This window comes from Sphingobium sp. CFD-1 (genome assembly GCF_024611115.1).
GTDB lineage: Bacteria > Pseudomonadota > Alphaproteobacteria > Sphingomonadales > Sphingomonadaceae > Sphingobium > Sphingobium baderi_A.
In genome coordinates, this window is sequence record NZ_CP084398.1 from 3493746 (window position 1) to 3519307 (window position 25562).

General features: G+C 63.1%; 26 protein-coding genes. 12 read left to right on the forward strand and 14 right to left on the reverse strand.

The genetic code is table 11. The features are described 5' to 3' along the window. Entirely contained in the window at positions 1-2763 is a 2763-nt protein-coding gene (locus LDB26_RS17530; protein ID WP_257539390.1) for a [protein-PII] uridylyltransferase, read from the forward strand. Between the two features lie 4 nt (positions 2764-2767). Here the strand turns inward: LDB26_RS17530 and LDB26_RS17535 are convergent, their stop codons facing one another. The 12 genes from LDB26_RS17535 to LDB26_RS17590 all read right to left on the reverse strand — a co-directional run bounded on the left by LDB26_RS17535 (position 2768) and on the right by LDB26_RS17590 (position 16047). Further along, on the reverse strand, positions 2768-3268 hold the full coding sequence (locus tag LDB26_RS17535) for a L,D-transpeptidase (protein ID WP_257539391.1): 501 nt from the start codon (positions 3266-3268) through the stop codon (positions 2768-2770). Continuing rightward, positions 3265-4329: a GTP cyclohydrolase II gene (gene ribA, locus LDB26_RS17540; protein ID WP_062062231.1), complete on the reverse strand. Its 1065-nt coding sequence runs from the start codon at positions 4327-4329 to the stop codon at positions 3265-3267. The genes LDB26_RS17535 and ribA overlap by 4 nt, the downstream gene beginning before the upstream one ends. Next, on the reverse strand, positions 4329-5126 hold the full coding sequence (locus LDB26_RS17545) for an exodeoxyribonuclease III (RefSeq protein WP_257539392.1): 798 nt from the start codon (positions 5124-5126) through the stop codon (positions 4329-4331). Before LDB26_RS17545 ends, ribA begins: the two co-directional genes overlap by 1 nt. Before the next feature lie 408 nt (positions 5127-5534). Continuing rightward, the gene (locus LDB26_RS17550) at positions 5535-6173 is read right to left on the reverse strand and encodes an outer membrane lipoprotein carrier protein LolA (RefSeq protein ID WP_062062237.1); all 639 of its coding nucleotides are present in this window, start codon (positions 6171-6173) and stop codon (positions 5535-5537) included. A 447-nt stretch (positions 6174-6620) separates the two neighbouring features. Continuing rightward, the gene (locus tag LDB26_RS17555) at positions 6621-8939 is read right to left on the reverse strand and encodes a DNA translocase FtsK 4TM domain-containing protein (RefSeq protein ID WP_257539393.1); all 2319 of its coding nucleotides are present in this window, start codon (positions 8937-8939) and stop codon (positions 6621-6623) included. Positions 8940-9038: 99 nt separating this feature from the next. Continuing rightward, on the reverse strand, positions 9039-9527 hold the full coding sequence (locus tag LDB26_RS17560; RefSeq protein WP_257539394.1) for a GNAT family N-acetyltransferase: 489 nt from the start codon (positions 9525-9527) through the stop codon (positions 9039-9041). 10 nt (positions 9528-9537) lie between these two features. Further along, entirely contained in the window at positions 9538-10449 is a 912-nt protein-coding gene (locus LDB26_RS17565) for a DMT family transporter (RefSeq protein WP_257539395.1), read from the reverse strand. A 15-nt stretch (positions 10450-10464) separates the two neighbouring features. Beyond that, entirely contained in the window at positions 10465-11610 is a 1146-nt protein-coding gene (ispG, locus tag LDB26_RS17570) for a flavodoxin-dependent (E)-4-hydroxy-3-methylbut-2-enyl-diphosphate synthase (protein ID WP_257539396.1), read from the reverse strand. Positions 11611-11676: 66 nt separating this feature from the next. Continuing rightward, positions 11677-12978 (reverse strand): OmpP1/FadL family transporter, encoded by a 1302-nt coding sequence (locus LDB26_RS17575; protein WP_062068368.1) that lies wholly within the window; start codon positions 12976-12978, stop codon positions 11677-11679. Between the two features lie 426 nt (positions 12979-13404). Continuing rightward, a complete protein-coding gene (gene pgmG / locus LDB26_RS17580) occupies positions 13405-14772 on the reverse strand; it encodes a phosphoglucomutase/phosphomannomutase PgmG (RefSeq protein ID WP_257539397.1) in 1368 nt (455 codons plus the stop codon). Positions 14773-14803: 31 nt separating this feature from the next. Next, entirely contained in the window at positions 14804-15241 is a 438-nt protein-coding gene (locus LDB26_RS17585; protein WP_062062254.1) for a molecular chaperone DnaJ, read from the reverse strand. Next, entirely contained in the window at positions 15241-16047 is an 807-nt protein-coding gene (locus tag LDB26_RS17590; RefSeq protein ID WP_062062256.1) for a division plane positioning ATPase MipZ, read from the reverse strand. Before LDB26_RS17590 ends, LDB26_RS17585 begins: the two co-directional genes overlap by 1 nt. Before the next feature lie 110 nt (positions 16048-16157). Here LDB26_RS17590 and panC point away from each other — a divergent pair, with 110 nt between their 5' ends. Then, positions 16158-17003 carry a pantoate--beta-alanine ligase gene (panC, locus tag LDB26_RS17595; RefSeq protein WP_257539398.1) on the forward strand — a complete coding sequence of 282 codons (846 nt, stop codon included), beginning with the start codon at positions 16158-16160 and terminating at the stop codon, positions 17001-17003. A gap of 271 nt (positions 17004-17274) precedes the next feature. On the opposite strand, the gene LDB26_RS17600 is transcribed toward panC, so the two are convergent. Next, positions 17275-17715, reverse strand: coding sequence for a CopD family protein (locus LDB26_RS17600; protein ID WP_062062262.1), 441 nt, complete (start codon positions 17713-17715; stop codon positions 17275-17277). Beyond that, positions 17715-18761, reverse strand: coding sequence for a uroporphyrinogen decarboxylase (hemE, locus tag LDB26_RS17605; RefSeq protein ID WP_257539399.1), 1047 nt, complete (start codon positions 18759-18761; stop codon positions 17715-17717). Before hemE ends, LDB26_RS17600 begins: the two co-directional genes overlap by 1 nt. A 287-nt stretch (positions 18762-19048) precedes the next feature. On the opposite strand from hemE, the gene LDB26_RS17610 reads away from it, so the two are divergent. The 10 genes from LDB26_RS17610 to LDB26_RS17655 all read left to right on the forward strand — a co-directional run bounded on the left by LDB26_RS17610 (position 19049) and on the right by LDB26_RS17655 (position 25521). After that, complete coding sequence (locus LDB26_RS17610) at positions 19049-19879, forward strand: pyruvate, water dikinase regulatory protein (protein WP_062062267.1); 831 nt, start codon at positions 19049-19051, stop codon at positions 19877-19879. Further along, entirely contained in the window at positions 19876-20469 is a 594-nt protein-coding gene (locus LDB26_RS17615) for a nucleoside triphosphate pyrophosphatase (protein WP_257539400.1), read from the forward strand. Before LDB26_RS17610 ends, LDB26_RS17615 begins: the two co-directional genes overlap by 4 nt. Then, positions 20466-21290, forward strand: coding sequence for a shikimate dehydrogenase (gene aroE / locus LDB26_RS17620; protein ID WP_062062273.1), 825 nt, complete (start codon positions 20466-20468; stop codon positions 21288-21290). The genes LDB26_RS17615 and aroE overlap by 4 nt, the downstream gene beginning before the upstream one ends. Positions 21291-21300: 10 nt before the next feature. Further along, positions 21301-21894, forward strand: coding sequence for a dephospho-CoA kinase (gene coaE / locus LDB26_RS17625; protein WP_062062276.1), 594 nt, complete (start codon positions 21301-21303; stop codon positions 21892-21894). Positions 21895-21923: 29 nt separating this feature from the next. After that, complete coding sequence (dnaQ, locus tag LDB26_RS17630) at positions 21924-22625, forward strand: DNA polymerase III subunit epsilon (protein ID WP_062062278.1); 702 nt, start codon at positions 21924-21926, stop codon at positions 22623-22625. Between the two features lie 73 nt (positions 22626-22698). Beyond that, complete coding sequence (hpf, locus tag LDB26_RS17635) at positions 22699-23286, forward strand: ribosome hibernation-promoting factor, HPF/YfiA family (RefSeq protein ID WP_062062281.1); 588 nt, start codon at positions 22699-22701, stop codon at positions 23284-23286. A gap of 138 nt (positions 23287-23424) precedes the next feature. Next, on the forward strand, positions 23425-23892 hold the full coding sequence (locus tag LDB26_RS17640) for a PTS sugar transporter subunit IIA (protein WP_062068370.1): 468 nt from the start codon (positions 23425-23427) through the stop codon (positions 23890-23892). 4 nt (positions 23893-23896) lie between these two features. Next, on the forward strand, positions 23897-24349 hold the full coding sequence (locus LDB26_RS17645; protein WP_062062284.1) for a PaaI family thioesterase: 453 nt from the start codon (positions 23897-23899) through the stop codon (positions 24347-24349). Beyond that, positions 24339-24680, forward strand: a complete 342-nt coding sequence (locus tag LDB26_RS17650) for a DUF1491 family protein (RefSeq protein WP_257539401.1) — start codon at positions 24339-24341, stop codon at positions 24678-24680. The genes LDB26_RS17645 and LDB26_RS17650 overlap by 11 nt, the downstream gene beginning before the upstream one ends. Positions 24681-24858: 178 nt before the next feature. Next, on the forward strand, positions 24859-25521 hold the full coding sequence (locus LDB26_RS17655) for a cell wall hydrolase (RefSeq protein WP_062062289.1): 663 nt from the start codon (positions 24859-24861) through the stop codon (positions 25519-25521). The last annotated feature ends 41 nt before the right edge of the window (positions 25522-25562 follow it).

Below are 25562 nucleotides of genomic sequence, written 5' to 3' on the forward strand. Positions count from 1 at the left end.
ATGGTGATGCAATTCCCTGCCCTTGGATCACGCCGGACCATTATCGACCGGCGCGCGATTTCCGACCGCATCACGCTTCTGGCGCAGGCGCACCAGGGCGATACGATGCGCCTGCGCGGGGAAATCGTACGAGAACTCAAGGCCGCGCTGGATTCGGGCCGGGAGGAAATCGCCCGCAGGCTGGAGGCCAAACCGACCCGTGGCCGTGAAACGGTGACGGCCTTCGCCTTTCTGGTCGATCAGATATTGCGGCTGCTCTACGACGCCACCACCCATTATCTCTATCCCGCCAGCAATCGCAGCACAGGCGAGCGCATCGTCCTGATCGCCGTGGGCGGCTATGGCCGGGGCGAGATGGCGCCCCATAGCGATGTCGACATCGGCTTCATCACCCCCTGGAAACCGACCGGCTGGACCGAGCAGGTCATCGAATCCATGCTCTATTCGCTCTGGGATCTGGGGCTGAAGGTCGGGCATAGCAGCCGCTCGGTCGACGAAACCATGCGTATGGCGAAGGCGGACCTGACCGTCCGCACCGCCTTGCTGGAATCGCGCTATATCTGGGGCGACCGCGCACTCTATGAGGAAACCTCCAAACGCTTCGACGCCGAAGTGATGCAGGGCAATGCCCGCGCCTTCGTCACCGAAAAACTTGCCGAGCGCGAAGAGCGGCACAAGCGTATGGGCGACAGCCGCTATGTCGTCGAACCCAATGTGAAGGAAGGCAAGGGCGGCCTGCGCGATCTGCACACGCTGTTCTGGATCGGCAAATATGTGAACCGGGTGCGCTCGGTCGCCGAACTGGTCGATGTGGGTCTGCTGACGCAAAGCGAGTTGCGCCAGTTCCAGAAAGCGGAGGACTTCCTCTGGGCCGTGCGCTGCCACCTGCACATGATTACCGGGCGGGCGGAGGATCGCCTGACCTTCGACCTGCAACTCGAAACCGCCACGCGGATGCATTTCACCGGACGGCACGGCCTGTCAGGGGTGGAACGCTTCATGCGCTATTATTTCCTGAACGCCAAGACGGTCGGCGACCTGACGGCGGTGTTCCTCGCCCATCTGGACGATCAGATGGCGCCCAAGGGACGGCGTTATGTCCCTTCCTTCTTCCGCCGTCCCAAGAAACTGGACGGCTTCGTGCTGGATCGGGGCAGGCTTGCCCTGCCAAGCGACGATTTCTTTCAGCAAGACCCGGTGCGGTTGCTGGAAATCTTCGCGCTGGCCGACAAGCACGACCTTTCCATCCATCCCAGCGCCATGCGCGCCGCCAGCCGCGACGCCGTACTCATCAATGCAAAGGTGCGAAAAGACCCGCGCGCCAACGCCGCCTTCCTAGCCGTGCTGACCTCCCCCCGCGACCCCGAGACGGTGCTGCGCTGGATGAACGAATCTTCGGTATTCGGTCGCTTCATTCCCGATTTCGGTCGCGTCGTCGCGCAGATGCAATTCGACATGTATCACCATTATACGGTCGACGAGCATACCATCCGCGCCATCGGCCTCCTGTCCCGCATCGAAAAGGGCGAGTTGAGCGAGGACCATCCGCGCTCCGCCGACCTGATGTCCAAGCTGATTTCGCGGCGGACGCTCTACGTCGCAGTGCTGCTCCACGACATCGCCAAGGGGCGCGGCGGCGATCACAGCATATTGGGGGCGCAGATCGCTCTAGAGCTTTGTCCCCGGTTGGGATTGACAGCGGCGGAGACGGAAACCGTGTCCTGGCTGGTGCGCTATCATCTGCTGATGTCGGACACCGCTTTCAGGCGCGATCTGTCCGACTACAAGACCATCCTCGATTTCGTCGAGGTGGTGCAAAGCCCGGAACGTCTGAAGCTGCTGCTATGCCTGACGGTGGTGGATATCCGGGCGGTGGGGCCGGGGGTCTGGAACAGCTGGAAGAGGCAGTTGCTGGGCGATCTCTACGAATCCGCCGAGGAAGTGCTGCGGCTGGGGCACAAGCAGAAAGGGCGGAGCGAGCGCGTCCTGGCGAAGCAGGAAGCATTGGAGAACGCGCTCGACCTGCCCCAAGAGAGTTTCGAGGCGCTGAAGAAGCGGCTGCCTGAATCCTACTGGATCGCCGAGCCGCTGGACATATTGATCCACAATGCCGAGCATATATTGGAAGCAGGGGACGCGCCGTTGTCGATCGCGGCCCAATATTATCCGCAGCGCGGCGCGACGCTGGTGACAGTCTACGCAACCGATCATCCGGGCCTGTTCTACCGCGTGGCAGGCGCAATCCATCTGGCGGGCGGCAACATCATCGACGCGCGCATCCACACCATGCGCGACGGCGTCGCCATCGACAATTTCCTGGTGCAGGACCCGCTGGGCGGCGCGTTCCACGGTCCCGACCAGCTCGAACGGATCAAACGCGCGATCGAGGATTCCCTTTCCAACCGCCATCGCCTCATCACCAAGCTGGCGGCGCGCCCGCTGCCGCGTATTCGCGCGGATGCTTTTGAAATCGTGCCCAATGTGCTGATCGACAACAAGGCGTCGAACCGCTTCACGGTGATCGAGATCAATGCGCGGGATCGCCCGGCGCTGCTGTTCAGCCTCGCCAACGCATTGTTCCAGTCAAAGGTTACGGTGCACAGCGCTCATGTAGCCACCTATGGCGAGCGGGCAGTGGACACTTTCTACGTCACCGACCTGCTGGGCGGCAAGATCGAGAGCAAGACTCGTCTGCAAACGCTCACGCGCCGGCTGGTGGAAGCGGCGAGCGGAGAGATCAGCAAGACGCTGGAACGCGCCTGAACGGTCAGGCGATCTCCATGCCGTCGCCCGGCTGAAGCAACGGCAGAAGGCGCACCATGTCCGCGCGATCGACCGCAATGCATCCTGCCGTGGGCCGCCCTTCATAAAGGTGGAAGAAGATGGCGCTGCCCGCCCCCGGCACGGGCGGCGCGTCATTCTGACCAAGGACGACGATCACGTCATAGGCATCGTCATTGCGCCACAAGCTTTCCGCTGAAAAGGGACGGGGCAGGCGAACAGGCCGATTATAGGCGGGATCGGCGGAGTCGTCCGACCAGCCATCCCCTTCGCGAATCCACCGCCAGGGCAGCTTCACCCCTGTTGGATCGACGCGGCCGGGTCGCAGCAGCACACCCCGCAACGGCCAGCGACCCAGCGGCGTGCAGCCATCACCTTCCCTCTTGTCCGCCGCCGGGCAGACCCCGCCGCGTCCGATCTCGCAATCCATCTCCATCCCGCCGAAGCGCAGGCGCCGCGCCGCGCTGTCGACATGGATCAGGCTCATAACTGATGACCGGTGCGGTCGCGCTTGGTCGCCAGATAGCGTTCATTATGCGGATTGGCGGGCAGGATGATGGGTAGACGCTCCAACACCTCGATCCCCGCCGCCTCCAGCCCCGCAACCTTGTTCGGATTGTTGGTGAGCAGCCGCACCGAGCCAATGCCCAGCAGGTCCAGCATCCGCGCGGCGACCGAAAAATCCCGCGCGTCGATGGCAAAGCCCAGCCGGACATTCGCGTCCACCGTATCGAAGCCCTGATCCTGCAGCGCATAGGCGCGCAATTTGTTGACGAGGCCGATGCCGCGTCCCTCCTGCCGCAGATAAAGCAGCACGCCCCATTGGGCATCGGCGATCTGGTGCAACGCCTGATGCAGCTGTGGCCCGCAATCGCATTTGAGGCTGCCCAGCACATCGCCGGTCAGGCATTCGCTGTGCAGCCGGATCACCGGCGGCGTGTCATTGCGCTTGCCCACGACCAGCGCGACATGTTCGCGCGGTTCATCGGGGCTGCGGAAGGCTATGATCTCAGCGCTTTCCGCCGCAGCCACCGGCAAGCGCGCGCGGGTTGCGATGGCCAGATGCGCGGCATCGTCATAATCGGCCACATCCTGCGCGCCGACCTCCGCCTCTGCACCGCCCTGCGCTTCTTCCGTTACGAAATAGGCCGGCAGGATGCCCGCCAGCCGGGCCAGCCGCAGCGCCGCCTTTGCCGCCAGCGGCGCGCCCAGCGCCGTCGCCATGAACGGACCCTTGAGCGGTGAATCCAGGTCGCGCACCGGATCGGCGATGGCCATGGCGACATCGCCGTCGATCCATGGCGCGCGCTCAATCCGCACCGGCATGTCGGGGTCGGCCGCCGCGATTTGGTTGGCGAGTTTCAATGTCTGCGCCCGCGCCGCCGAAATCAGGATATCGGCTTTTCCCGCCGGATCGAAATCGGCGAGCGTCACCGCGTCGGCGCCCTCTATCGCCATCAGACGCAGCGCGCCGTCGTCCGCCCGCACCGTCACGGCCCAGCCGCGCCGCAGGGCGTCGATCGCCTTGGCTGCGTCTCGCGCCGTCATCAGAAGGCAAATTCGGTTATGATGGGCACATGATCGGAAGGGCGCGTCCAGCCCCGGATCGGCTCGACCACGCGATGGCTCACCGCCTGTTGCGCGACATCGGCGGTCATCCACATATGGTCGAGCCGCCGCCCCCGATCCGACGCGGCCCAATCGCGCGCGCGATAGCTCCACCAGGTATAGAGCCGCTCGGGTGCCGGAAAGAATTTCCGCCCGATATCGATCCAATCGTTCGACGCCTGCAGCCGGGCCAGAATCTCGCACTCTATGGGCGTATGGCTGACTACATTCAAAAGCTGCTTGTGGCTCCACACGTCGCATTCCATCGGCGCGATGTTGAAATCGCCGGTCAGGATCGTCGGCTGCTTGTCGAGAGCGCCGGACCATTCGATCATCCGCTCCAGGAAATCCAGCTTCTGCCCGAATTTGGGATTGATCTCCCGGTCGGGCACGTCGCCGCCGGCGGGCACATAGACATTTTCGATCCGCACACCATTTTCCAGCCGCACGCCGACATGGCGCGCTTCGCCATTGGCCTGCCAGTCGAGCCGGTCATCCTCGCGGATCGGCACCTTGGACAGGATCGCCACGCCATGATGCATGCGCTGGCCGTTCAGCACCTGATGATTATAGCCAAGCTGCCGGAACAGGCCTGCGGGAAAAACATCGTTTACCACCTTGGTTTCCTGCAGGCACAGGACATCGGGGGACTCTTCGGTCAGGAAACGCTCGACAATGTCGAGCCGGGCACGAACGCTGTTGATGTTCCAGGACGCGATACTGAGAGTTTGGGACATGCTGATCCCCTAAGACCGTCCAGCGCGCTGTGCAAGGGCAGCCGCCGCTCGCTTGGTCAAACCAGGGGTGGTGCGATATTTTGTTCCGGTGGGTCTGAGTGGCATGATTTCCGAGCATCGGAGCACAGCGGAATATAGGTCCGTGAGCACCTAAGCGCAGGCAAGCGCGTCTCCCAGGGCCGCCGGAGCGGAATAGCGGACCACTTCAAAGTAAGACCCCCGCTCCGGGGGCATGGAACGGGGGTCTCGATCGCGCCCTTGAAGCGCTTTGCGACGAGAGCGGGTTCCGGGTAACAGGGGGGAAATCCCGGTATTCACTCTCGCCGTGGAGTTCTTGTTAGCGCCCTCGATATGAGCCGCAGATGAACGGTATTGGAAAGTTTTCCGCCCATCGCATGCGGTGCCCGGTTAGCCGCCCGGCGCGCGGCCTTTCGGCCTGGGGTCGACCCAACGAAAGGCGGAATCGGCTACCGGCACGCCATAGCGCACGTTGGTAAGGCGCACGGCGGTGCGGTTGTTCTGGGAATCCAGCGCAACCCAGCCATAAAGCTGCAAGCCCGCGGGGGAGGAAGGATCGCGATTGAAGATCATGGTGATCGTGCCATATTCCGGCCGCTTGGGATCGCGCGCCTGAACGGACAGGACATTGGGATCGCCGGTCTGGACCACTTTGCCGAATTTCGATAGATCCTTGGAAGGGTCGATAAGCGCCCCCAGCGGCGAATTGCCGATCGGCCAGCGTTGTACCTGCCGCACTTCATAGTCGATCATGGTGAGCGCCTTGCCGTCGCCGACGATCAGCAGCGGCACCCCCTTTTGATATTGGAACCGGATCTTGCCCGGCTGCTTGAGCGTCAGCTGTCCGGTCAGGGTCTGGCCGTTGCGATCCGTCTGGGAAAAATCGGCGGTCATGGTCGTGACTGCGCGGATATAGGCATTGACCTGCGACAGGTCGGACGAACTCTGTTGCGCCACGGCGGGCATCATCGGCAGCGCCAACGGGGCGGCAGAGAGAGCCAGGGCCAGGGGCGTTATCACCCGCTTCATGCATTCTTCTCCGGTTTGTTCAGGACTTGAGGATAGGAATTGGGGCTTGAACCCGCCGTGAACCCGCACGTTCCCCAAATGACGATGGCCGTTTGCGCGAGGATGATTATCGAATGGGGGAGAGCCGTTACGGCAAACCGGCTCGATCCCCCATGCTCCCGCCTCGCCTTGCCGGTCTTTCCGGCGGCACCGCTCCAATTATGTTATCGGCGCGGCAGCAGCGTCCTGTGCTTAGAGCCTGCCGCGGATAAAAAAAAGGCTGATCCGAAGATCAGCCTGGAAAAGTTTTAGGAGAGGATGCCTGAAAGGCAAGTCCCTGTTGGCCGATCCCCCGAAATCCCGCAACTGCGAAAGGAAGCATGACGATTGCATATTTCGCAATCGCTCCCACAGATAACTGATTTCGAAGGAATAAATGGATATACGGAAACGCCAGATCCTGTTGCGTCAGAGCGGATTGCCGTTTTCATCCCGCAACACCTCACGCCGGCCGACATGGTTGGGCGGTCCGACCAGTCCTTCTTCCTCCATGCGTTCGATAAGGCGCGCCGCGCTGTTGTAGCCAACGCGCAATTGCCGCTGCAGCCAGCTTGTCGAGGCCTTCTGATTCTCGAACACCAGTTGGCACGCCTTGCGGAATAGCTGCGCGTCCGGGCTGTCGTCGCCCAGGTCAACGCCGTCGAGCGCGAAGCTGCCTTCCTCCGGCTCCTCGGTCACGGCGGAGATATAATCAGGCTGGCCCTGCGCGCGCCAGTGATCGGCGACCACGCGCACCTCGTCATCGGACACGAAGGGACCATGGACGCGCATCAGCCCCTTGCCGCCGTGCATATAAAGCATATCGCCCTTGCCCAGAAGCTGCTCCGCTCCCTGTTCGCCCAGGATGGTGCGGCTATCGATCTTGCTGGTGACGAAGAAGCTGATGCGGGTCGGCAGGTTCGCCTTGATGACGCCGGTAATGACGTCGACCGAGGGACGCTGCGTCGCGAGGATCAGGTGGATGCCTGCCGCGCGGGCCTTTTGGGCGAGACGCTGGATCAGGAATTCGACTTCCTTGCCTGCCGTCATCATGAGGTCGGCCAGCTCGTCCACCACCACCACGATCTGCGGCAGCGGCTGGAAATCGAGCTGCTCCTCCTCATAGATCGGCTTGCCGCTCTCGGGATCGTAGCCGGTCTGGACACGGCGGCCCAAGGGCTTGCCCTTGGCCTTGGCGGCGCGCACCTTCTCATTATAGTTGGCGAGGTTGCGGACAGAGATGGACGCCATCATGCGATAGCGGTCCTCCATCTGCTCCACCGCCCATTTGAGCGCCCGGATCGCCTTGGCCGGTTCGGTCACGACCGGGGAGAGGAGATGCGGAATGTCGTCATAGGTCGACAGTTCCAGCATCTTGGGATCGATCATGATGAGCCGCAACTGATCCGGCGTCATGCGATAGAGCAGCGACAGGATCATGGCGTTAAGGCCGACCGACTTACCCGACCCGGTAGTGCCCGCGATCAGCAGATGCGGCATGGGCGCGAGGTCGGCTATGATCGGTTCGCCCGAAATATTCTTGCCCAGGATGATCGGCAGCGTGGCTTCCTGCCCGAACTGTTCCGACGTGATGAGTTCGCGGAAGGATACCCCCTCCCGGTTCGCATTGGGCAGTTCGATGCCGATGACGGTCCGTCCCGGAATCGTCGCGACGCGGGCCGACAGCGCCGACATGTTGCGCGCGATGTCGTCGGCGAGCGCGATCACCCGGCTCGCCTTGATGCCGGGCGCGGGCTCCAGTTCATACATGGTGACGACCGGACCGGGCCGCACCTCGACGACATTCCCCTTCACATGGAAATCGTCGAGCACGCTTTCGAGCAACCGCGCATTGCGTTCCAGCGCCGCCTTGTCGATCTTTTGCCCCTGACTCGCGGGGATCGGATTGAGCAGGTCGGGCGATGGCAGCGAACTGTTGCCGAACAGATCGTCCTGCGACACGGGCGCGACCGGGCGCTGGGCGGGAGCGGGCTTGGGCGTCTGGATGGTAATCGGGGGCTTGGGTTCGTTGGAGACGGTCTTGCGCGGCGCAATTACGCGTTCACCCGACGCATCCTCCTCATCTTCATCAGCCATGCGTCCGCCCGCCAGCGCAAAGGCCGGACGCGGCAGGTTCAACCGCGGCAAGGACGGCCGGCGCAGCGCCAGGATAGGCTTTTCCAATGCCAGGCTGCGATACCAGACAAACAGGCCCGCAATGAACGCCAGGCCAACAAGAGCGCCGATGATCCAGCCCTGGAACGTGGCGGCCTGCGCCGCGAGGCTCGCAATCCCTCGGGCGAACACCAGCGCGATGACGCCCCCCCAACCGGCAGGCAATCCGACCAGCGGATCGGGCTGGAACAGCGAAAGGGCGAGGCCGATGAGAACGATGCCAATCAGGCATTTGCCGAACTGCGCCTTCCACCCGCTCATATCCTGATCGCCCCACAGGCGGCGGGCGGTGATCGCCATCAGCGGCAATATCAGCGCCACGGGAACGCCAAGCAGCCACAGCAGGAAATCCGCGACCCATGCGCCGGGCACCTGCATCACATTTTTCACATGATCGCCCGCCACCGTGTTCATGGACGGGTCGCTGGGCGTGTAGCTGAGCAGCGCCAGCGCCAGAAACAGCGTAGCCAGCACAAGCGTAATCGATCCGATCAGCGCGCCGCTGCGGATCAGGCTGCGTTTCAGCATTTCGCGCCATTCCGGCGTGCGCTTGGCTCCGCGGCTCACGGCCATGGCTTGTTATGTCCCCCAAATGTTCCGTTTCGGCACAATGCGCCGAGCAGGGAGTCCGCGTCAAGAGTCCGCCCTATCGGCTCGTCCTGAACAACACCCTTATGGTTGATGGCGCATCGCAAGCGCCTGGAGCGCGGCACCGTCAAGCCGCTGGACGGTCCATTCATCCAGCGCCCTCGCGCCGATGGAGCGGTAAAAGGCGATGGAGGGCGCGTTCCAGTCCAGCACCGACCATTCCAGCCGCGCGCAGTCCCGTTCGATCGCCAGCCGCGCCAGCCCGGCGAGCAGCGCCTTGCCTGCGCCCGCTCCCCGCGCTTCGGGCAAGACGAACAGATCTTCCAGATACAGGCCCGGCCGCCCTTCGAAGGTCGAGAAATTGTGGAAGAAAAGCGCGAAGCCCACAGCTTTCCCATCTTGCTCGGCGATCAGCACTTCCGCCATGGGCCGCGTCCCGAAGAGATAGCGCTGGAGCATATCGCGATCCGCCTTCACCGCATGGGCAAGCCGCTCATATTCGGCGAGCGCAAGGATGAAGCCATGAATCGTGCCGATGTCGGCGGAAACCGCGTCGCGAATGATGATGCTCATACCCTGTCCTTCATGCGACGCCCGGTTCGACATGGAGAGCATCCAGCGGCGACGCCTTCGGCTTGAAGCGCGCGGCGATCAGGCATCCCGCCACGATCAGCAGCGCGCCCGCGACGGTGCCCGCCGACAACTCCTCGTCAAAGACAAGCCAGCCGATCAGCGCGGCCCACAGGAAAGCGCTATATTCGACGGGAATGAGCCGCTGCGCTTCCGACCGTGCATAGGCCCAGGCCAAAAGAGCAAGCGAGGTGAAGGCCAAAGCAGCGGCCAGCAGGATGAACGGCACGGCCTTGAGCGGAGGGTTCGCGGCCCAGAACGGAGCCGCCAGGGAAAACACGCCCAGCATGACGAGATGCTGGAAGAAAGCCACCTCGACCGGCGAAGCCAGTTGCGCCTGTTGCCGCTGAAGGATCAGGTTCCATGCGAAAAGCACGGCCGAAAGCAGCACCGCCAGCGCGCCGAGAAGCGCGTCCAGATCATAATCGCCGCTGACCCGTCCCGCCACTATCACGCCCACGCCGACCAGGCCCAGCAGCGATGCGCCAATGGCCTGCCGCCCGACCGGCTCTCCAAGCAGGAGCGCCGCCAGATACAGGGCGATGAGGGGGGCGATGAAGGAAAGCGCGATCGCTTCCGCCAGCGCAAGATGCATCAGGCCATAGAAGAAGAGCGGCGCCATCAGCGAAACGGCAAGACCGCGGATCAGGTGCAGGCGCAGCACCGCTCGGGCGGGCCATCCCCGGCGCGTGGCCAGCATCAGCGCCAGCCCCAGCAGGCTGCCGACCAGCGCCCGCCAGAACAGCGCATTATAAAGACCGATGGAAAGGCTCAGCCCTTTCATCACCCCATCCATGATCGAAAACAGCCCGACTCCCGCGCAGCAGATCAGGAAGGGAATGGCAAAGGAACGGGATTGGGGCATGACGCGGAAGAACGCTTATTCCGCGGCTTCAGGGTGGCCCGCGTCGGTCATGTCCGCCTCGATCTCTGCCGCTTTGGCTTCGACCAGCTTCACGATATGCTCGATCATGTCTTCATCCTGCACCGTATGGTCGGTGACGCCGGACAGATAGACCATATGCTTGCCCGCCCCGCCGCCGGTCAGGCCGATGTCGGTTTCCCGCGCTTCGCCAGGTCCGTTTACGACGCAGCCCAGCACCGAAAGCGACAGCGGCGTGTGGATATGCTGGAGTCTTTCCTCCAGCGCCTGCACGGTGCGGATCACGTCGAAGCCCTGCCGCGCGCAGCTTGGGCAACTGATCACCTTCACCCCGCGCGTGCGGATGCCCAGCGATTTGAGGATCTCATAGCCGACGCGCACTTCCTCTTCCGGCTCGGCCGACAGGGACACGCGGATCGTGTCGCCAATCCCCGCCCAGAGCAGGTTGCCGATGCCGATGGCGCTTTTCACCGTGCCGCCGATCAGCCCGCCCGCTTCGGTGATGCCCAGATGCAGCGGGCAATCCACCGTCTCGGCAAGCTGCATATAGGCCGCGACGGCCAGGAACACGTCACTGGCCTTCACCGCGACCTTATAGTCGTGGAAATCCTGGTCCTGGAGCAGCTTGATATGGTCGAGCGCGCTTTCGACCAGCGCTTCGGGGCAAGGCTCCCCATATTTTTCGAGCAGGTCCTTTTCGAGGCTGCCGGCATTGACGCCGATGCGGATCGAGCAGCCATTGGCCTTGGCCGCGTCCACCACTTCCTTGACGCGGGCTTCGCTGCCGATGTTGCCCGGATTGATGCGAAGGCAGGCCGCGCCCGCGTCCGCCGCCTCCAGCGCGCGCTTATAGTGGAAATGGATGTCCGCGACGATCGGCACGCGGGCGGCGCGCACGATCTGCTTGAGCGCGGCGGTCGATTCCTCGTCCGGGCAGGACACGCGGATGATGTCGACGCCCACCTCCTCGCAGCGGCGGATCTGGTCGATCGTCGCCTTTGCGTCGAAGGTCGGCGTGTTGGTCATGGTCTGCACCGTCACCGGCGCGCCGCCGCCGACGGGCACATTGCCGACCATGATCTGCCGCGACTGCCGCCGGGCGATGTCGCGCCAGGGGCGCAGGCCGGGATTATGGTCTGACATGAAAAGGAGGCTCCGTGATGATGGAGCCTCCTATAGTGCTTTATCGCGCCGGTTAGAAGCGCCGCGTCAGAATCGCGCGGTGAAGGATGCGGCCAGCTGATCCGCATTGCCGCTGGTCTGCGACAGGGTGGTCGCGGTGATGGCGGCGGGCGTGCCCTGATAGGAAATGTCCGGGCGGATGATGTTGGCCTTTTCCACGAAGGTATGCGCGTAGCTGAGGTTCAGCGCGAAGGCCGGGGAGATGTTCCACGTCGCCCCGCCGGTCAGCCACACGCGGTCGCCGTCCGGCACGCGGGTGGTCAGATATTGCGGGTTGGTCGGCGTGCGGTCGAACATGGTGCCCGCCCGCAGCGTCAGCGCCGGGCTGACGTCATATTCGCCGCCCACGCCGACGCTGTAGCTGTCCTTGTAATGCAGTTCCTTGACGTTGGTGCCGGCGGGCGAGGTGATCGCGATGCCCTTGAACACCGACCAGTTGTACCAGCGCGCGGTGATCATGGCGCGAATCCGGGGCGTCAGCTTGTGCATCATGCTGACCGTGACGATGTCGGGCAGGTCGAGCGGCGCGGCCGCGCTGACTTCGCCGTTGGAACCGGCCAGCAACCCCTGCAATCCGCTGACGGTCTGCGTGCCTTGCAAATGGTGCTGGATGCCGGAACGGTAATGCACGCCCACATGGGTGTCGCCATTGGTGTAGAACAGGCCCGCATTCCAGCCGACGGTCCAGTCGTCGCCTTTCACCCGCGCTTCGCCATCCGCCAACAGCGGCGAAAGCTGCGGCAGGGCGTTGGTCAGCGTGACCTTCACATATTGCACGTCGACGCCGCCGCCGACCGAGAAATTATCATTCAGCTTATAGGCGAGGGAGGGCTGGATATTATAGGTTTTGAGGTTGGTATAGAGGGAGTCGTACCGCCCGAAGAACCCATCGTCATAGTCCAGTTTCAGGCCGAAAGGCGCGTTGACGCCCAGACCCAGCCAGAGGCGATCGGTGACTTGAGCGGTCGCATAGAAGCTGGGGATCGGAATCACCTTGTCGAACGGATTGCCCCCCGATGGGCCAGTGACAGGCACCGAAACGGGCAGGCCGGGAACCGTGCGGGACGATCCGCGATTGGTCTGGTGCGCCGAAGCCATCAGCGCCACGCCGCCCACCGACGTCTGGATACCGGGCAGGTTCGTCATCGCGGCCGGGTTGAAATAGACGATCGACGGATCGTCCGCCGCCGCCGCGCCACCGGACAAAGCGCGCCCTGTTTCCTTGGGCGATTGTTCCTGAAGGTAAAATCCGCCGGCAAAGGCCGGGACCGGCAAGGCAAACACGCTGGAAAACAGCATCATGGTCAGGGCGCGGTGGTTTCGGAACATGGCATCCTCCACTGGGAACAGCTTGGTTCTTCCTTGGCCCGCCTTTTCAAGACGGAGGCTTAAGCGGGCGAATAGCAGCCTTATGGTTAATTTCCAGTGCTGGCGGACGCGCTTCATCACATGATCCGCCCATGGAAGTCGGGACGGGCCGACATGGACGCTACGGCAAGGGCGCCTGCCGCGAGAAAACCGAAAGGCAAAAAAAAGCCGCCCCGAAGGACGGCTTGTAAAGTTTTAGGAGAGGATGCCTGAAAGGCCTGTTCCTTGTGCAGCGCAGCACAGTTCTTCACAATTGCGAAGAAAGCGGAATGGATTGCGTTTTATGCAACCGTAAGAAAATATACTGATTTCCGTAACGGAAAGACGGAAGCGCAAACTATCCGATATTCAGCTCATTTTCGCAGCAAGGGGCTTTCAGCGTCCCATTCAGGCGCGAATCACCCCTGATTCGGCCAGCTGGGAATCAAGCGAAGCGACCAGCCGGACCAACGCATCGGCATCTTTCGCCTCAGCGCGGGCCACTAACGCATCCTGTGTATTGGACGCGCGCAGCAACCACCACCCGTCAGCCGTGCGGACCCGTGCGCCGTCGGTATCATCCACCTCTGCTCCCGCCGCGCGCAGACGGTCCAGCACTTCATCCACGACGGCGAATTTCCGGCTTTCCACCACCGGGAAGCGAAGTTCCGGCGTGTTCGCCATCTCAGGCATCGCGTCGCGCAGGTCCGTCACGCTCCGATCCAGACGGGTGACGGTGCGGATGAGCCGGACGGCAGCATAAAGACCATCGTCGAAACCATAATAATCGTCCGCGAAAAAAACATGGCCGGTCATCTCTCCCGCGAGCGGACTGCCTGTTTCCTTCATTTTGGACTTTATCAGACTGTGTCCCGTCTTCCACATCAGCGCAGCCCCGCCCAGCGCCTCTATGCGATCGAACAGGGCCTGGCTGGCCTTTACATCGGCGATGATGGTGGCGCCTGGACGATCCTTGAGCACATCCTCGGCAAAGATGGAAAGGAGCTGATCGCCCCCAATCGCCCGCCCTTCACCATCCACCACGCCGATGCGGTCGCCGTCGCCGTCGAAAGCCACTCCGAAATCGAGCTTGTTGTCGCGGACAAGCGCCCGCAGGTCCGCCAGATTCCGGTCTTCGGTCGGATCGGGATGATGATGGGGAAAATTGCCGTCTACTTCGGTGAAGAGCAGATGATGCTCACCGGGCAGGAGCTGCGTCAGCTTCTCCACGGCGGGACCGGCTGCGCCGTTGCCGGTGTCCCAGCCGATGCGGAAGGCGCGCCCGTCAAAGCCCTGCATCAGCCGGGCGACATAGGCGTCGAGCAGGTCGACCGTTTCAACCCTGCCCGCGCCTTCGGTCCAGTCGCCCGCGGCAGCCATCGCCCCCAGTTTCTGGATATCCTCGCCAAAAAAGGGGCGATGCTGAAATACCAGCTTGAAGCCATTGTGATCGCGGGGATTATGGCTGCCGGTTATCTGGCTGCCGCCCATGACATCCCGCTCCGCTTCGGCATGATAGAGCATTGGGGTGGGGCCAAGGCCGATGCGGAGCACGTCGACGCCGCTATCCGTCAATCCCCCGACCAGCGCGGTTTCGAGTATCGGGGAGCTCAGCCGCCCGTCCCGGCCAACCGCGACCGCTGATCCGCCCGCGCGCCCGACCAGCGTGCCAAATGTGCGCCCTACGGCATAGGCGTCCTTCTCTCCCAGCGTTTCGCCGACGACACCGCGCATGTCATATTCGCGCAGCAGCGTGGGATGAAAACTGTGAGTCATGGAATGACCCTCCCCGTCCGCTTGGTCCGGGTCAAGCCTGACCCGGTCCGCTCTTGAGGTGTCGGAGCAACAGGTCGCGGGCCGCATTGATCTCGGCCGCCAAGGCTTCGGTGCCGCCGTGATCGGGATGAACCGATGCGATCAGGCGGCGATGGGCGGCCTTGACCGCCTTTGCGTCGGCTTCCGGCGGCAAGCCCAGCAGGGCTCTTGCCCGCGCAAGCCCTTCGGCGGTGGCCGGAACGACCGGAGGCCTGCCTTGCGCCCTGCCCTTCCGGCTGCGGGCAAGGAAAAACAGCGCCGATCCGACCAGCAATGGCAGGCCAGCCACTGGCTTGCCCTTGGCCGCCATCACTGCGCCGACCAGCGCCGCGCCGAGCGCCATGCCGTCCTTCACCGTCATGCGTTGCAACCGCCCCGTCCAGATGAGCCAGCCCGCAAGGGCGATCAGCGCAATCGCCAGCCAGCCCATCAGGCCGCGCCGATCAGGTCCATCGACAGCGCGTCCGACCGTTCGGGAAGCGCAAGGCCCGACACCATTTCGCGCAGTTCCTGCCGCGCGGCGATGTGGCTGACGCCCAGCTCGCCCAGATGCCCCTTGTCGAGCAGGGTGAGGCCGGAGGGGAATAGTTCGCGGAAGATCACGCGCTCCGAAAGGCCCGGAATCACGCGGAATCCGACGCGGCGGGACAGTTCCATGAGGGCGTCGCCCACGCGTTTCTTGTTGCGGGCGTCGTGATGCTGGACGCGGTTGCGTAGCACCACCCAGTCGATCGACACGCCGTCCGCCTTGGCGCGGGACTTGCGCGCCTCGAAAATCAGTTCGGAATAGAAGGACAGGCGGCGCACCTTGAAGGTTTCGGCGTCCACCTGCCCGATCAGGTCGAAATCGACGAAGCTGTCGTTCATCGGCGTGACCAGCGTATTCGCCCGCGCCGCCATGTGCCGGGCGAAGGCGTCGTCGCGGCCGGGCGTGTCGACGATCAGGAAATCCTTGCCCTGCGCGACGGCGGCGGATTCCTCCTCCAGCGCCTCGATGGTGTCGCCCTTTAACACCGCATAGTCGGGTGTGGGCAGATCGATCCCGCGCCGCCGGGCTGTTTCGCCGCGATTCTCCAGATAGCGCGTGACGGTGCGCTGGCGCGGGTCGAGGTCGATCATGCCGACCCTGTGGCCCAGCGCTGTCAGCGCAATGGCGGTATGGACCGCCGTGGTCGACTTGCCGGTCCCGCCCTTTTCATTGGCAAAGACGATGAGATGCGTTTGGGCGTTCGCCATCGGACCTTGATAACCCCGTTGATTGTCGCTTTGATTCTTGACCGTCGTGCGCGGCCATGCCTTAGCATGATCTGCCCCTGACCCCCGCCCTTATCGGAGCCTTTCTTCCCGTGCAAACCCTGCGTGACCTTCCTGCCCTCCGCGCCTCGATTCTGGCGCTGCGGCGCGACGGAAAATCTGTCGCCCTGGTGCCGACCATGGGCGCGCTGCATGACGGGCATATGGCGTTGGTGGAGGAAGGCCGGCGGCGGGCAAAGCATGTCGTCGTATCGATCTTCGTCAATCCCAGGCAGTTCGGGCCGAACGAGGATCTGGACGCCTATCCCCGGCGGGAAGCCACCGACGCGCATATGTTGCAGGAAGCGGGCGTGGACATATTGTGGGCGCCCACGGTCGATGTCATGTATCCGGCGGGCTTTTCGACCAACATCTCCCTTTCGGGCGTGACGGAGGGGCTGGACGGCGCGGCCCGGCCCGGCCATTTCGACGGGGTGGCGACGGTCGTTACCAAGCTCTTCAATCAGGTCCAGCCCGATGTCGCGCTGTTCGGGGAAAAGGATTACCAGCAGCTCACCGTGATCCGCCAAATGGTGATCGACCTCAACCTGCCTGTCGAGATCGTGGGCCTGCCGACGCAGCGGGCCGAGGACGGCCTCGCCCTCTCGTCCCGCAACACCTATCTGACCGAAGAAGAACGCAAGCAGGCACTGGCACTCCCGCGCGCGCTGGGCGAAGCGAAGCGACAGATGGAAAAGGGCGCAAGCGTGGACTCCGCGCTCGCCAAGGCCATCGCCATGCTGGCGAACCACGGTTTCGACCCGATCGATTATGTAACGCTGTGCGACGCGGCGACGCTGGAACCGATGACAGTGCTGGACCGCCCGGCCCGCCTGCTGGGCGCGGCAAAGATGGGCGGCACGCGCCTGATCGACAATATTGCGGTCGACCCAGCCTAGAACCGCGCAGGCTTCGCCAATCAAGCAGGACGCGCAGAGCAGCGATGGAGGAATAATGCCTGTCCAACAGCAGGTAATCCTTCATCGAACCCGCCGCTTACCCCCTGAACCATTTCCATTCACCAATGGAACTTGCGACACGGGCTGGCCGTTGTTTCGATGAACTGATGAAAGGAGCGCGACATGGGAAAAGGCATTCTACTTTGGCTCATCGGCGTGCCTATTCCCATCATTCTCCTGCTCTGGCTGTTCTTCCACTAGAATCCGTTCGTTAGAACGGTTTCACGATCACCGCGATCACGATCACTGCGGCGGCGACACCCGGAATTTCATTCATCAGGCGGAGCCGCTTGTCGGTCATGGGCCGTTCGCCCCGCGCCAGCTTCTTCGCATAGCCCGCGATCCAGCCATGATAGCCCGACAGGCCCAGCACGAAGAGCAGTTTCAGGTGAAACCAGCCGAAATGCCAGGCGCCGATCTCCACCATCAGCATCAACCCGAATATCCAGACCAGGAGCAACGAGGGATTGAGGATGATCTTGAGCAATCGCCGTTCCCGGTCGATCCATTTGTGGTCCTCGTCCGATCCCACCGCGCATTGCTGGTGATAGACGAAGAAGCGCGGCATCATGAACAGGCCCGCCATCAGGAAGATGACGAAGATCAGATGAGCGGCCTTCACCCAGAGATAGGCGGCGCCAAGATAGGCCATCAGGCAGTCTCCCTTTCGCGCACATAGCTAATCAGCGCCGCGACATGGTCAATGGGCGTGTCGGGTAAAATGCCATGGCCCAGGTTCATGATATGCGGACGGTTCGCAAAGGCGGCGCGGATAGTGTCGACCGCCTGCTCCATCGCCTTGCCCCCCGCAATCAGCGCGAGCGGATCGAGATTGCCCTGCACCGGCAGTCCTTCCGGCAAGGCGCGGTCGGCCCAATGGGGATCGACCGTCTCATCGACGCCGACCGCATCGACGCCCGTGCCCCGCGCATAATCGACGAGCTTCGCGCCCGCGCCTTTGGGAAAGCCGATCACCGGCACGTCCGGGTGCAGCGCCTTCACCTTTTCCACGATGCGGGCATTGGGCCCTATCACCCAGCGTTCGAATTGAAGCGGGGCCAGACTGCCCGCCCAGCTGTCGAAAAGCTGCACCGCTTCCACCCCTGCCCTGATCTGGCCGTCGAGATAGACGACGGTGGCCTCTACGATGGCGTCGATGATCGCGCCGAAACGGGCCGGATCGGCATAGGCAAGGCGACGGGCCGCGCCTTGGTCCTTGCTGCCTTGTCCTGCCACCATATAGGTCGCAATGGTCCAGGGACTGCCTGCAAAGCCAAGGAATGTCACCGCAGGGTCCAGCGCCGCCTTCACTTGCCGCACAGTCTCGTAGACCGCTTCGAAACGCCCGAAATCGGGTTTCAGTGCCTCAAGGTCTGTTTCGGCGAGGATCGGCGCAAGCCGCGGTCCTTCCCCCGCTTCGAACCAGAGGTCCTGCCCCATGGCATAGGGCACGATCAAAATGTCGGAAAAGAGGATTGCGCCGTCGAAGCCAAAGCGGCGCAAAGGCTGGATTGTGACCTCCGCCGCCGCGCTGCTATCATAGACCAGTTCCAGGAAACCGCCCTTGTCCGCGCGCAAGGCGCGATATTCGGGCAGATAACGGCCTGCCTGGCGCATGAGCCACATGGGCGGGACGCTTTGACGCTCCCCTTTAAGGACCGCCAGTAAGGGCTTGGGCACGACTTGGAGACCGGACATATATTCTCTTTATATATAGAGTCTGAAAGGATGATGGAGATAGATGGGCGGTTGGCAGCGGGGTTTATGCGCTATGCCCGGTTTTGCCAACAGCTTGACTCCATGGGGACATGCTTTCCCATCCGAGTCAGCGATCTTATCCCCATTATCCACAGGCTGTGGGTGAAAAATCGGATCTGTTGAAGGGCTGTGCATAACTATCCGGCTATCGGGGAGCGATACGGAGAGGCGATTTCATCCCCATAGTGTCCCTTGCTTTATCCACAGGACATCCACAGAGATATGCCATGACGCGCATCCATCTGCATCTTTTGTCGGATTCCACCGGGGAAACGCTGGAAAACATCGCCAAGGCAGCCATCGGCCTGTTCGAGAATGTGGAGGCGATCCGTCACTTCTGGCCGATGGTGCGGTCGGACGTCCATCTCGACCGGATCATGGAGGATATTGCGGCCAATCCGGGTCTCGTCCTCTTCACGCTTAACAATCATCAGCTCAGGCGCAGGCTGGAGACGCGCTGCCGGGCGCTGGGTCTGCCCCATGTCGCGGCGCTTGATACCGTGACGGACGCGCTTTCGAACATATTGGGGCAGGAAACGCGCAACCGGCCGGGGCGCAAGCATATATTGGACGAAGCCTATTTCGCCCGGATCGAGGCGATCCAGTTCACTATCGCCCATGATGACGGCGTGGGACATGAAAATTGGGAGGAAGCCGACATCGTGCTGGCGGGTGTGTCGCGCGCGTCCAAGACGCCGACGTCCATCTATCTCGCCAATCGCGGTTACAAGACAGCCAATATCCCATTGGTTCCTGAATCCCCGCCGCCGCGCAGCCTCTATTCGCTGCGGCATCCGATGGTCGTGGGATTGACCGTCAGCCCCGAACGGCTGGTGCAGATCCGCCGCAATCGTCTGCTTTCCTTGAATCAGGCGCCGGAGACGTCCTATGTCGATCTGGAAAAGGTTCAGGAGGAGCTATCCTTCGCCCGGCGCATGTTCGCGGACAATGGCTGGCCGGTGATCGACATGAGCCGCCGCTCCATCGAGGAAGCAGCCGCCGCCATCATTAACCTGTTCAACGACCGCCTGCTGGCTGAGGGAGGAAGCGACGCATGATCGTGCTGGCATCGCAAAGCGCAAGCCGAAGGGCGCTCCTCACCGCCGCGCAAGTGCCGTTCGAGGCGCTGTCTCCGGGCGTGGACGAGGATGCGGCGAAGGAAGCGCTGCGCGCCGATGGCCTGGATGCGCGGGCGCTGGCCGATGCGCTGGCGGAACTGAAGGCGCTGCGCGTGTCGCGGCGGGTGCCGGGCGCGCTGGTGCTGGGCTGCGACCAGACGCTGAGCCTCGATGATGGCGCGATGATCGACAAGGCGGTCGACCGCGCCGATGCCGAGCAGATATTGAAGCTGCTGTCGGGCCGGGTGCATCATCTCCACAGCGCGGCGTTGATCGTGCTCAATGGCGAGCCGATCTGGCGGCATGTCGAGCGGGTGCGGATGACGGTACGGCCTTTATCCGAGCCTTTCATCCAGTCCTATCTCGATGCCGATTGGGAGGAATGTCGCTGGTGCGTCGGCTGCTACCGGATCGAAGGACCGGGCGCGCAGCTTTTCGCGAAGGTGGAGGGGAGCCAGTTCGCGATTCAGGGCCTGCCCTTGCTCCCTCTGCTTGACTTTCTGCGCGTGCGGGGCGTTCTGGCGGCATGACCGACAAGCTCCCCTATGCCGAAGTGATCGGCGATCCGATCGCGCACAGCAAATCACCGCTCATCCATAATTTCTGGCTGCAATCGCTGGAGATTGAGGCGGAATATCGCAAGACCCATGTGAAGCCCGACGGCCTCGCCGCCTATTTCCTGGAGCGGCGGGCCGACCCGGACTGGCTGGGGTGCAACGTCACCATCCCGCACAAGATCGCGGTGATGGACTATACCGACGATCCGGGCGGCGTGCGGGAGCGGATCGGGGCGATGAACACCATCGCCTGTGAAACCGGTGGGCCGCTGGTTGGCACCAATACCGATGCGGGCGGATTCCTCCAGCCCTTGCTGCGCGACAAGTGGAAGGGGCAGAGCGCCGTCCTCGTCGGCGCGGGCGGCGCGGCGCGGGCGATCCTGTTCGCGCTGGCCAGTCTGGGTGTGATGGACATCGCTGTCATGGTGCGCGATCCGGCCAAAGGGCAGGCGCTGCTCGACCGCACCGGGATCAAGGGCGAGGTGATCGGTATGGACCGTCCTCTCCCTCCTGCCGATCTTCTGGTGAACAGCAGCCCGCTCGGCATGGTGGGGCAGCCGCCGCTGGAACTGGATCTTGCGCCCCTGCCGGACAGCGCGACCGTCTATGACATCGTCTACGCGCCGCTGGAGACGGACTTGCTGAAAGCCGCGCGGGCGCGGGGCCTCAAGACTCTGGACGGCCTTGAAATGCTGATCGGGCAGGCGGCTCTGGCCTTCGACATTTTTTTCGACGCGCAGGCCCCGCGAGAGAGGGACGAGGAACTGCGCGCCCTGCTGCTCGCGGCGGATTGATGGGCGATTCATGAAGGTCTACGGCCTCACCGGCTCCATCGGCATGGGCAAGTCCGCCGTCGCCGCCATGCTGCGGCGCGAGGGCGTGCCAGTCTTCGACGCCGACGCGGAAGTGCACCGCCTGCAAGGACCGGGCGGCAAGCTCCTCCCCGCGATCGAGGCGCGCTTTCCCGGCGCCACCGGCCCCATGGGCGTGGACCGGGCGAAGCTGGGCGCAGCGGTGTTCGGTCATCCCCAGGCATTGAAGGCGCTGGAGGCGATCGTCCATCCGGCGGTGCAGGAAGAAAGGATTCGCTTCCTGCGCGAAAATCGCTCTCGCGCTTTTGTCGTGCTGGATATCCCGCTGCTGTTCGAAAAAGGTTGGGACCGCAGGCTCCATGGCGTGATCGTCGTCACCGCGCCGGCATGGAAGCAGCGCAGGCGCGTGCTCGCCCGGCCCGGCATGACGGTGGCGAAATTCCGGAAAATCCTGCATTTGCAGACGCCTGACGTGGAAAAAAGGCTGCGGGCGGACCATATCATCCATACCGGCACCACATTTGCCGACACCAGGGCACAGGTCAGGCGTCTGGTCGCTTGCCTTGGCGCGAAGACAGGCAGATAGTGGTGGACGCAGATTCGGTTAAGAGGGCGATGCGCGAAATCATTTTCGATACCGAAACCACAGGATTCGACCCCGCATCAGGCGATCGGCTGGTCGAGATCGGATGTATAGAACTCCTGAACCGGGTGCCCAGCGGCCGCACCTTCCACGCTTATTACAACCCGCAACGTGCCATGCCCGCGGCGGCTGAGGCCGTGCACGGCCTTTCCGATATTTTTCTGTCGGACAAGCCACTCTTTGCAAGCGGGGTTGAGGAACTGCTCGCCTTTCTGGAAGACAGCCATCTGGTCGCGCATAATGCGCGCTTCGATTTCGGCTTCCTCAACCATGAACTGCGCCTGTGCGGGCGGGCGGAAGTGTCGATGGACCGCATGATCGACACGGTCGCCATCGCACGGCAGCTTCACCCCGGCGCCAAGCACAGCCTGGATGCGCTCTGCACTCGCTACGGCATCGACCGCAGCCATCGCATCAAGCATGGCGCGCTGCTCGACGCGGAATTGCTGGCCCAGCTTTACATCGAACTGACCGGGGGCCGTCAGATCGGCCTTGGTCTTGCACAGGAGGAAGCGAAAGACACTATCCGGGCGGAACTGGCGGAAAATGCCGCCGTTCGGCCAGTACGTCCCGCGCGCGTCTTTCAGGCAAGCGCGGAGGAGCTGGAACGGCATGCTGCGTTCATTGCGACGTTGGACAAGCCGCTCTGGCTCGATGAGGCGGAGGCGGCCTGACCGGGCCTGTTCCTTCGTTTCACGCCAACCGGGCCGCTCGTCCCGCGACCCGGCAAGAATAAGGAGAAGGCATATGGACATTCGGGTTTCCGGGCATCAGGTCGATACGGGCGACGCGCTCAAGCAGCATGTCACGACCCGGCTCGAAGCGGTGGCCGAGAAGTATTTTTCCCGCACCCTTTCGGCCCATGTGACATTCCGTCCCGCGCCGCATGGCGCCTTCCACTGCGATATTGTCTGCCATGTCATGACCGGCCTGATCCTGAAGGGTTCGGGCGAGGCGCAGGAAGCGCATCCTGCCTTCGATCAGGCGGCGGAGCGGATCGAAAAGCAATTGCGCCGCTATCTGCGCCGGCTGAAGGACCGTCATGCTCAGGCCGCCGCCGCCGAAGCGGAGCGGGTGAATGGATTGGATGGTCTGGACGGTGCGGGCTACACCATCTTCGCTTCGGTGAAGGATGAGGAGGAACCGGCCGAAGCACCGCTGATCGTGGCAGAAACGCGGGTCGACATCCCCGAAGCCAGCGTGTCGGACGCGGTGATGATGCTGGACTTGCGTAATACCAACGCGCTGCTGTTTCTCAATGCGGGAACGGCGGCCTATAACATGGTCTATCGCCGTCAGGACGGCACGATCGGCTGGGTCGAGCCGCGCGGCTGACTCCTGAATGATCCGGCCCCGTCTCGGGGCGCAGGTTGACCTGGTCCGCCATGCGCCCTATGGGGCCGGACTTTACTGATCCGGTTCGTGCATATTTCCCACATGGTTGAAGCGCGGCCCGGTGGTTCCGGATTGGACATGGTTCATTTCAACGACATCCTTTCGCCCAAGGCGCTCGCAACGGGTCTGACGGCGAACGGCAAGAAACAGTTGTTTCAGAAGATCGCGGTGCTGGCGGCGGATGCCTATGGCCTGGACGCGGAGCATGTGGCCGAAGCCCTGTTTGAGCGTGAAAAGCTGGGATCGACCGGCTTTGGCGGCGGCGTGGCCATTCCCCATGCGAAGATCGCGAATCTGCAGAAGATGTGCGGCATAGTCGTATTGGTCGACCCGCCGGTGGCGTTCGAGGCGGTGGACGATGCGCCGGTCGACGTCGTCTTTGCACTGCTCTCGCCCGTCGACAGCGGCGCGGAGCATTTGAAGACGCTGGCGCGGGTGTCGCGCTATCTGCGCGATGACGGTCAGGTGACGCGCTTGCGCGGCGCGGGATCGGCGGAGGCGCTCTACGCCCTGCTGGCCGGTGGCGAGGCGCGTGACGCAGCCTGAGTCGATGCCCGGCGCGAGCGGCGAAGCCGCGCATTTCCGCGCGTTGGAGAATCTCTATCGTTCGGCGCCGATCAACCGGATGTTCCGGTCTGATCTGCAAATCCTCGAAGCGGGACGGTCGATCATCGAATTCGATGTCGACGAAGGACAATTCCATGCGGCGGGCGCTGTTCATGGCACCGTCTATTTCAAGATGCTGGACGATGCGGCCTTCTATGCCGCCAACAGTCTGGTCAGCGATCGTTTCCTGCTGACCACGGCGTTCAACCTGCTGTTCACGCGGCCCATCCATCCCGGCCGCATCCGGGCCGAAGGCCGCTGGATCAGCGGCAAGCGCCGCGTCTATGTCGCGGAAGCCAGCCTCGTCGATTCCGATGGTGAGGAAGTGGGCCGGGGCACGGGCACCTTCATGCGCTCGCAATATCCGCTCTCCTCCCTGCCCGGCTATGCCGGCTGACCGGCTTACAAGCGCGCTGCTGGTCGGCGTGCTGGTGCGGCGGGCGGCGGCGGCGGGCGGCTTTGCCACCGTGCTGGTGAAGGGGGACGCAACCAGCGGCGTCATCCTGATCCAGGCATTGGAAAAAGGGCAGGAAAACGGCCTTTTCGAACGGGTGCCCGACTATGCCGGTGGCTATCGATTCGCTGCCTGCGGTCCCGCGCCGGATAAGGGCCGGGAAGCGCTCGCACAATATATTGAGCGCCGCCGCCGGTCTGACCCCGATCTGTGGATAATCGAACTTGATATCGCGGATGCGGAACGATTCGCCGCTGAAACGATCTGTTCATGATTGACTAACCTTGTGCGCGCGGGCAGAGGCCCCTCGACGCTTGTTGAACGCGCAGGTTGCCGTGGCCGTCCAGGGGGGACGAACAGGGTAAACACGCAGACGGGGGGCGGCCGGACGTCTCAGAATATCGGGTTTAAACGGACGATTCAGGCCAATAACCGCACGTTTTTGAGATGTAATGAGTTTTCGTCTGAAGGCCGCGATCATTGCGGCGTTTGCCTTGTCCACCGCCGCAGCGGTCACGGCTTCCGATATGTCCTCCGCCAGTGAGGCTATCTCGTCCACCGGAACTCTTCCCACGGACTCCGCGCTGAATACAGCGCCTTCGGCTGGGCAGAAGCCCGCCGTCATCTTTGCCGCGCCGCGCGAAATCGCGCAGCCGCTGGCTTCCGATACAACACCCTATTCCACCGATGGTTCCTCCAAGGGCTACAGCCTGGCCGCTCTGGTCGACGCCCATGGCCCGGCGGAAGCCCTGGAAGGCGACATGAAGTGTCTGGCCGGGGCCGTCTATTTCGAATCCAAGGGCGAAAGCCTGGAAGGCCAGCTGGCCGTTGCGCGCGTCGTCATCAATCGCGCCAAATCGGGTCGCTTCGCCAACAGCCTGTGCGGCGTCGTCTATCAGCCCAGCCAGTTCAGCTTCGTGCGTGGCGGCTCCATGCCCGCGATCCCCGAGGCGAGCGAAAGCTGGCGCGAAGCCGTGGCGATCGCCCAGATCGCGATGGAAGATAGCTGGGACAGCAAGGCGGAAGGCGCGCTCTTCTTCCACGCCCGCCGCGTTTCGCCGGGCTGGGGCAAGGCGAAGCTGGCGTCGATCGACAATCATATTTTCTACCGCTGAATCCTTTCAGCAGGAAGATGCATGGCCGATTCGGGACGAAG

What these genes read in the sequence shown, in the direction of transcription:
- coaE (WP_062062276.1), top strand. Translation starts at nt 21,301, where the DNA reads ATGAAGGTCTACGGCCTCACCGGCTCCATCGGCATGGGCAAGTCCGCC.
- LDB26_RS17655 (WP_062062289.1), top strand. Translation starts at nt 24,859, where the DNA reads ATGAGTTTTCGTCTGAAGGCCGCGATCATTGCGGCGTTTGCCTTGTCC.
- hpf (WP_062062281.1), top strand. Translation starts at nt 22,699, where the DNA reads ATGGACATTCGGGTTTCCGGGCATCAGGTCGATACGGGCGACGCGCTC.
- LDB26_RS17650 (WP_257539401.1), top strand. Translation starts at nt 24,339, where the DNA reads ATGCCGGCTGACCGGCTTACAAGCGCGCTGCTGGTCGGCGTGCTGGTG.
- pgmG (WP_257539397.1), bottom strand. Translation starts at nt 14,772, where the DNA reads ATGACTCACAGTTTTCATCCCACGCTGCTGCGCGAATATGACATGCGC.
- LDB26_RS17565 (WP_257539395.1), bottom strand. Translation starts at nt 10,449, where the DNA reads ATGCCCCAATCCCGTTCCTTTGCCATTCCCTTCCTGATCTGCTGCGCG.
- LDB26_RS17585 (WP_062062254.1), bottom strand. Translation starts at nt 15,241, where the DNA reads ATGGGCTGGCTGGCGATTGCGCTGATCGCCCTTGCGGGCTGGCTCATC.
- ribA (WP_062062231.1), bottom strand. Translation starts at nt 4,329, where the DNA reads ATGACGGCGCGAGACGCAGCCAAGGCGATCGACGCCCTGCGGCGCGGC.
- LDB26_RS17615 (WP_257539400.1), top strand. Translation starts at nt 19,876, where the DNA reads ATGATCGTGCTGGCATCGCAAAGCGCAAGCCGAAGGGCGCTCCTCACC.
- hemE (WP_257539399.1), bottom strand. Translation starts at nt 18,761, where the DNA reads ATGTCCGGTCTCCAAGTCGTGCCCAAGCCCTTACTGGCGGTCCTTAAA.
- LDB26_RS17575 (WP_062068368.1), bottom strand. Translation starts at nt 12,978, where the DNA reads ATGTTCCGAAACCACCGCGCCCTGACCATGATGCTGTTTTCCAGCGTG.
- LDB26_RS17535 (WP_257539391.1), bottom strand. Translation starts at nt 3,268, where the DNA reads ATGAGCCTGATCCATGTCGACAGCGCGGCGCGGCGCCTGCGCTTCGGC.
- LDB26_RS17560 (WP_257539394.1), bottom strand. Translation starts at nt 9,527, where the DNA reads ATGAGCATCATCATTCGCGACGCGGTTTCCGCCGACATCGGCACGATT.
- LDB26_RS17530 (WP_257539390.1), top strand. Translation starts at nt 1, where the DNA reads ATGGTGATGCAATTCCCTGCCCTTGGATCACGCCGGACCATTATCGAC.
- LDB26_RS17590 (WP_062062256.1), bottom strand. Translation starts at nt 16,047, where the DNA reads ATGGCGAACGCCCAAACGCATCTCATCGTCTTTGCCAATGAAAAGGGC.
- ispG (WP_257539396.1), bottom strand. Translation starts at nt 11,610, where the DNA reads ATGTCAGACCATAATCCCGGCCTGCGCCCCTGGCGCGACATCGCCCGG.
- LDB26_RS17600 (WP_062062262.1), bottom strand. Translation starts at nt 17,715, where the DNA reads ATGGCCTATCTTGGCGCCGCCTATCTCTGGGTGAAGGCCGCTCATCTG.
- LDB26_RS17550 (WP_062062237.1), bottom strand. Translation starts at nt 6,173, where the DNA reads ATGAAGCGGGTGATAACGCCCCTGGCCCTGGCTCTCTCTGCCGCCCCG.
- aroE (WP_062062273.1), top strand. Translation starts at nt 20,466, where the DNA reads ATGACCGACAAGCTCCCCTATGCCGAAGTGATCGGCGATCCGATCGCG.
- LDB26_RS17545 (WP_257539392.1), bottom strand. Translation starts at nt 5,126, where the DNA reads ATGTCCCAAACTCTCAGTATCGCGTCCTGGAACATCAACAGCGTTCGT.
- LDB26_RS17610 (WP_062062267.1), top strand. Translation starts at nt 19,049, where the DNA reads ATGACGCGCATCCATCTGCATCTTTTGTCGGATTCCACCGGGGAAACG.
- LDB26_RS17645 (WP_062062284.1), top strand. Translation starts at nt 23,897, where the DNA reads ATGCCCGGCGCGAGCGGCGAAGCCGCGCATTTCCGCGCGTTGGAGAAT.
- LDB26_RS17555 (WP_257539393.1), bottom strand. Translation starts at nt 8,939, where the DNA reads ATGGCCGTGAGCCGCGGAGCCAAGCGCACGCCGGAATGGCGCGAAATG.
- LDB26_RS17640 (WP_062068370.1), top strand. Translation starts at nt 23,425, where the DNA reads ATGGTTCATTTCAACGACATCCTTTCGCCCAAGGCGCTCGCAACGGGT.
- dnaQ (WP_062062278.1), top strand. Translation starts at nt 21,924, where the DNA reads ATGCGCGAAATCATTTTCGATACCGAAACCACAGGATTCGACCCCGCA.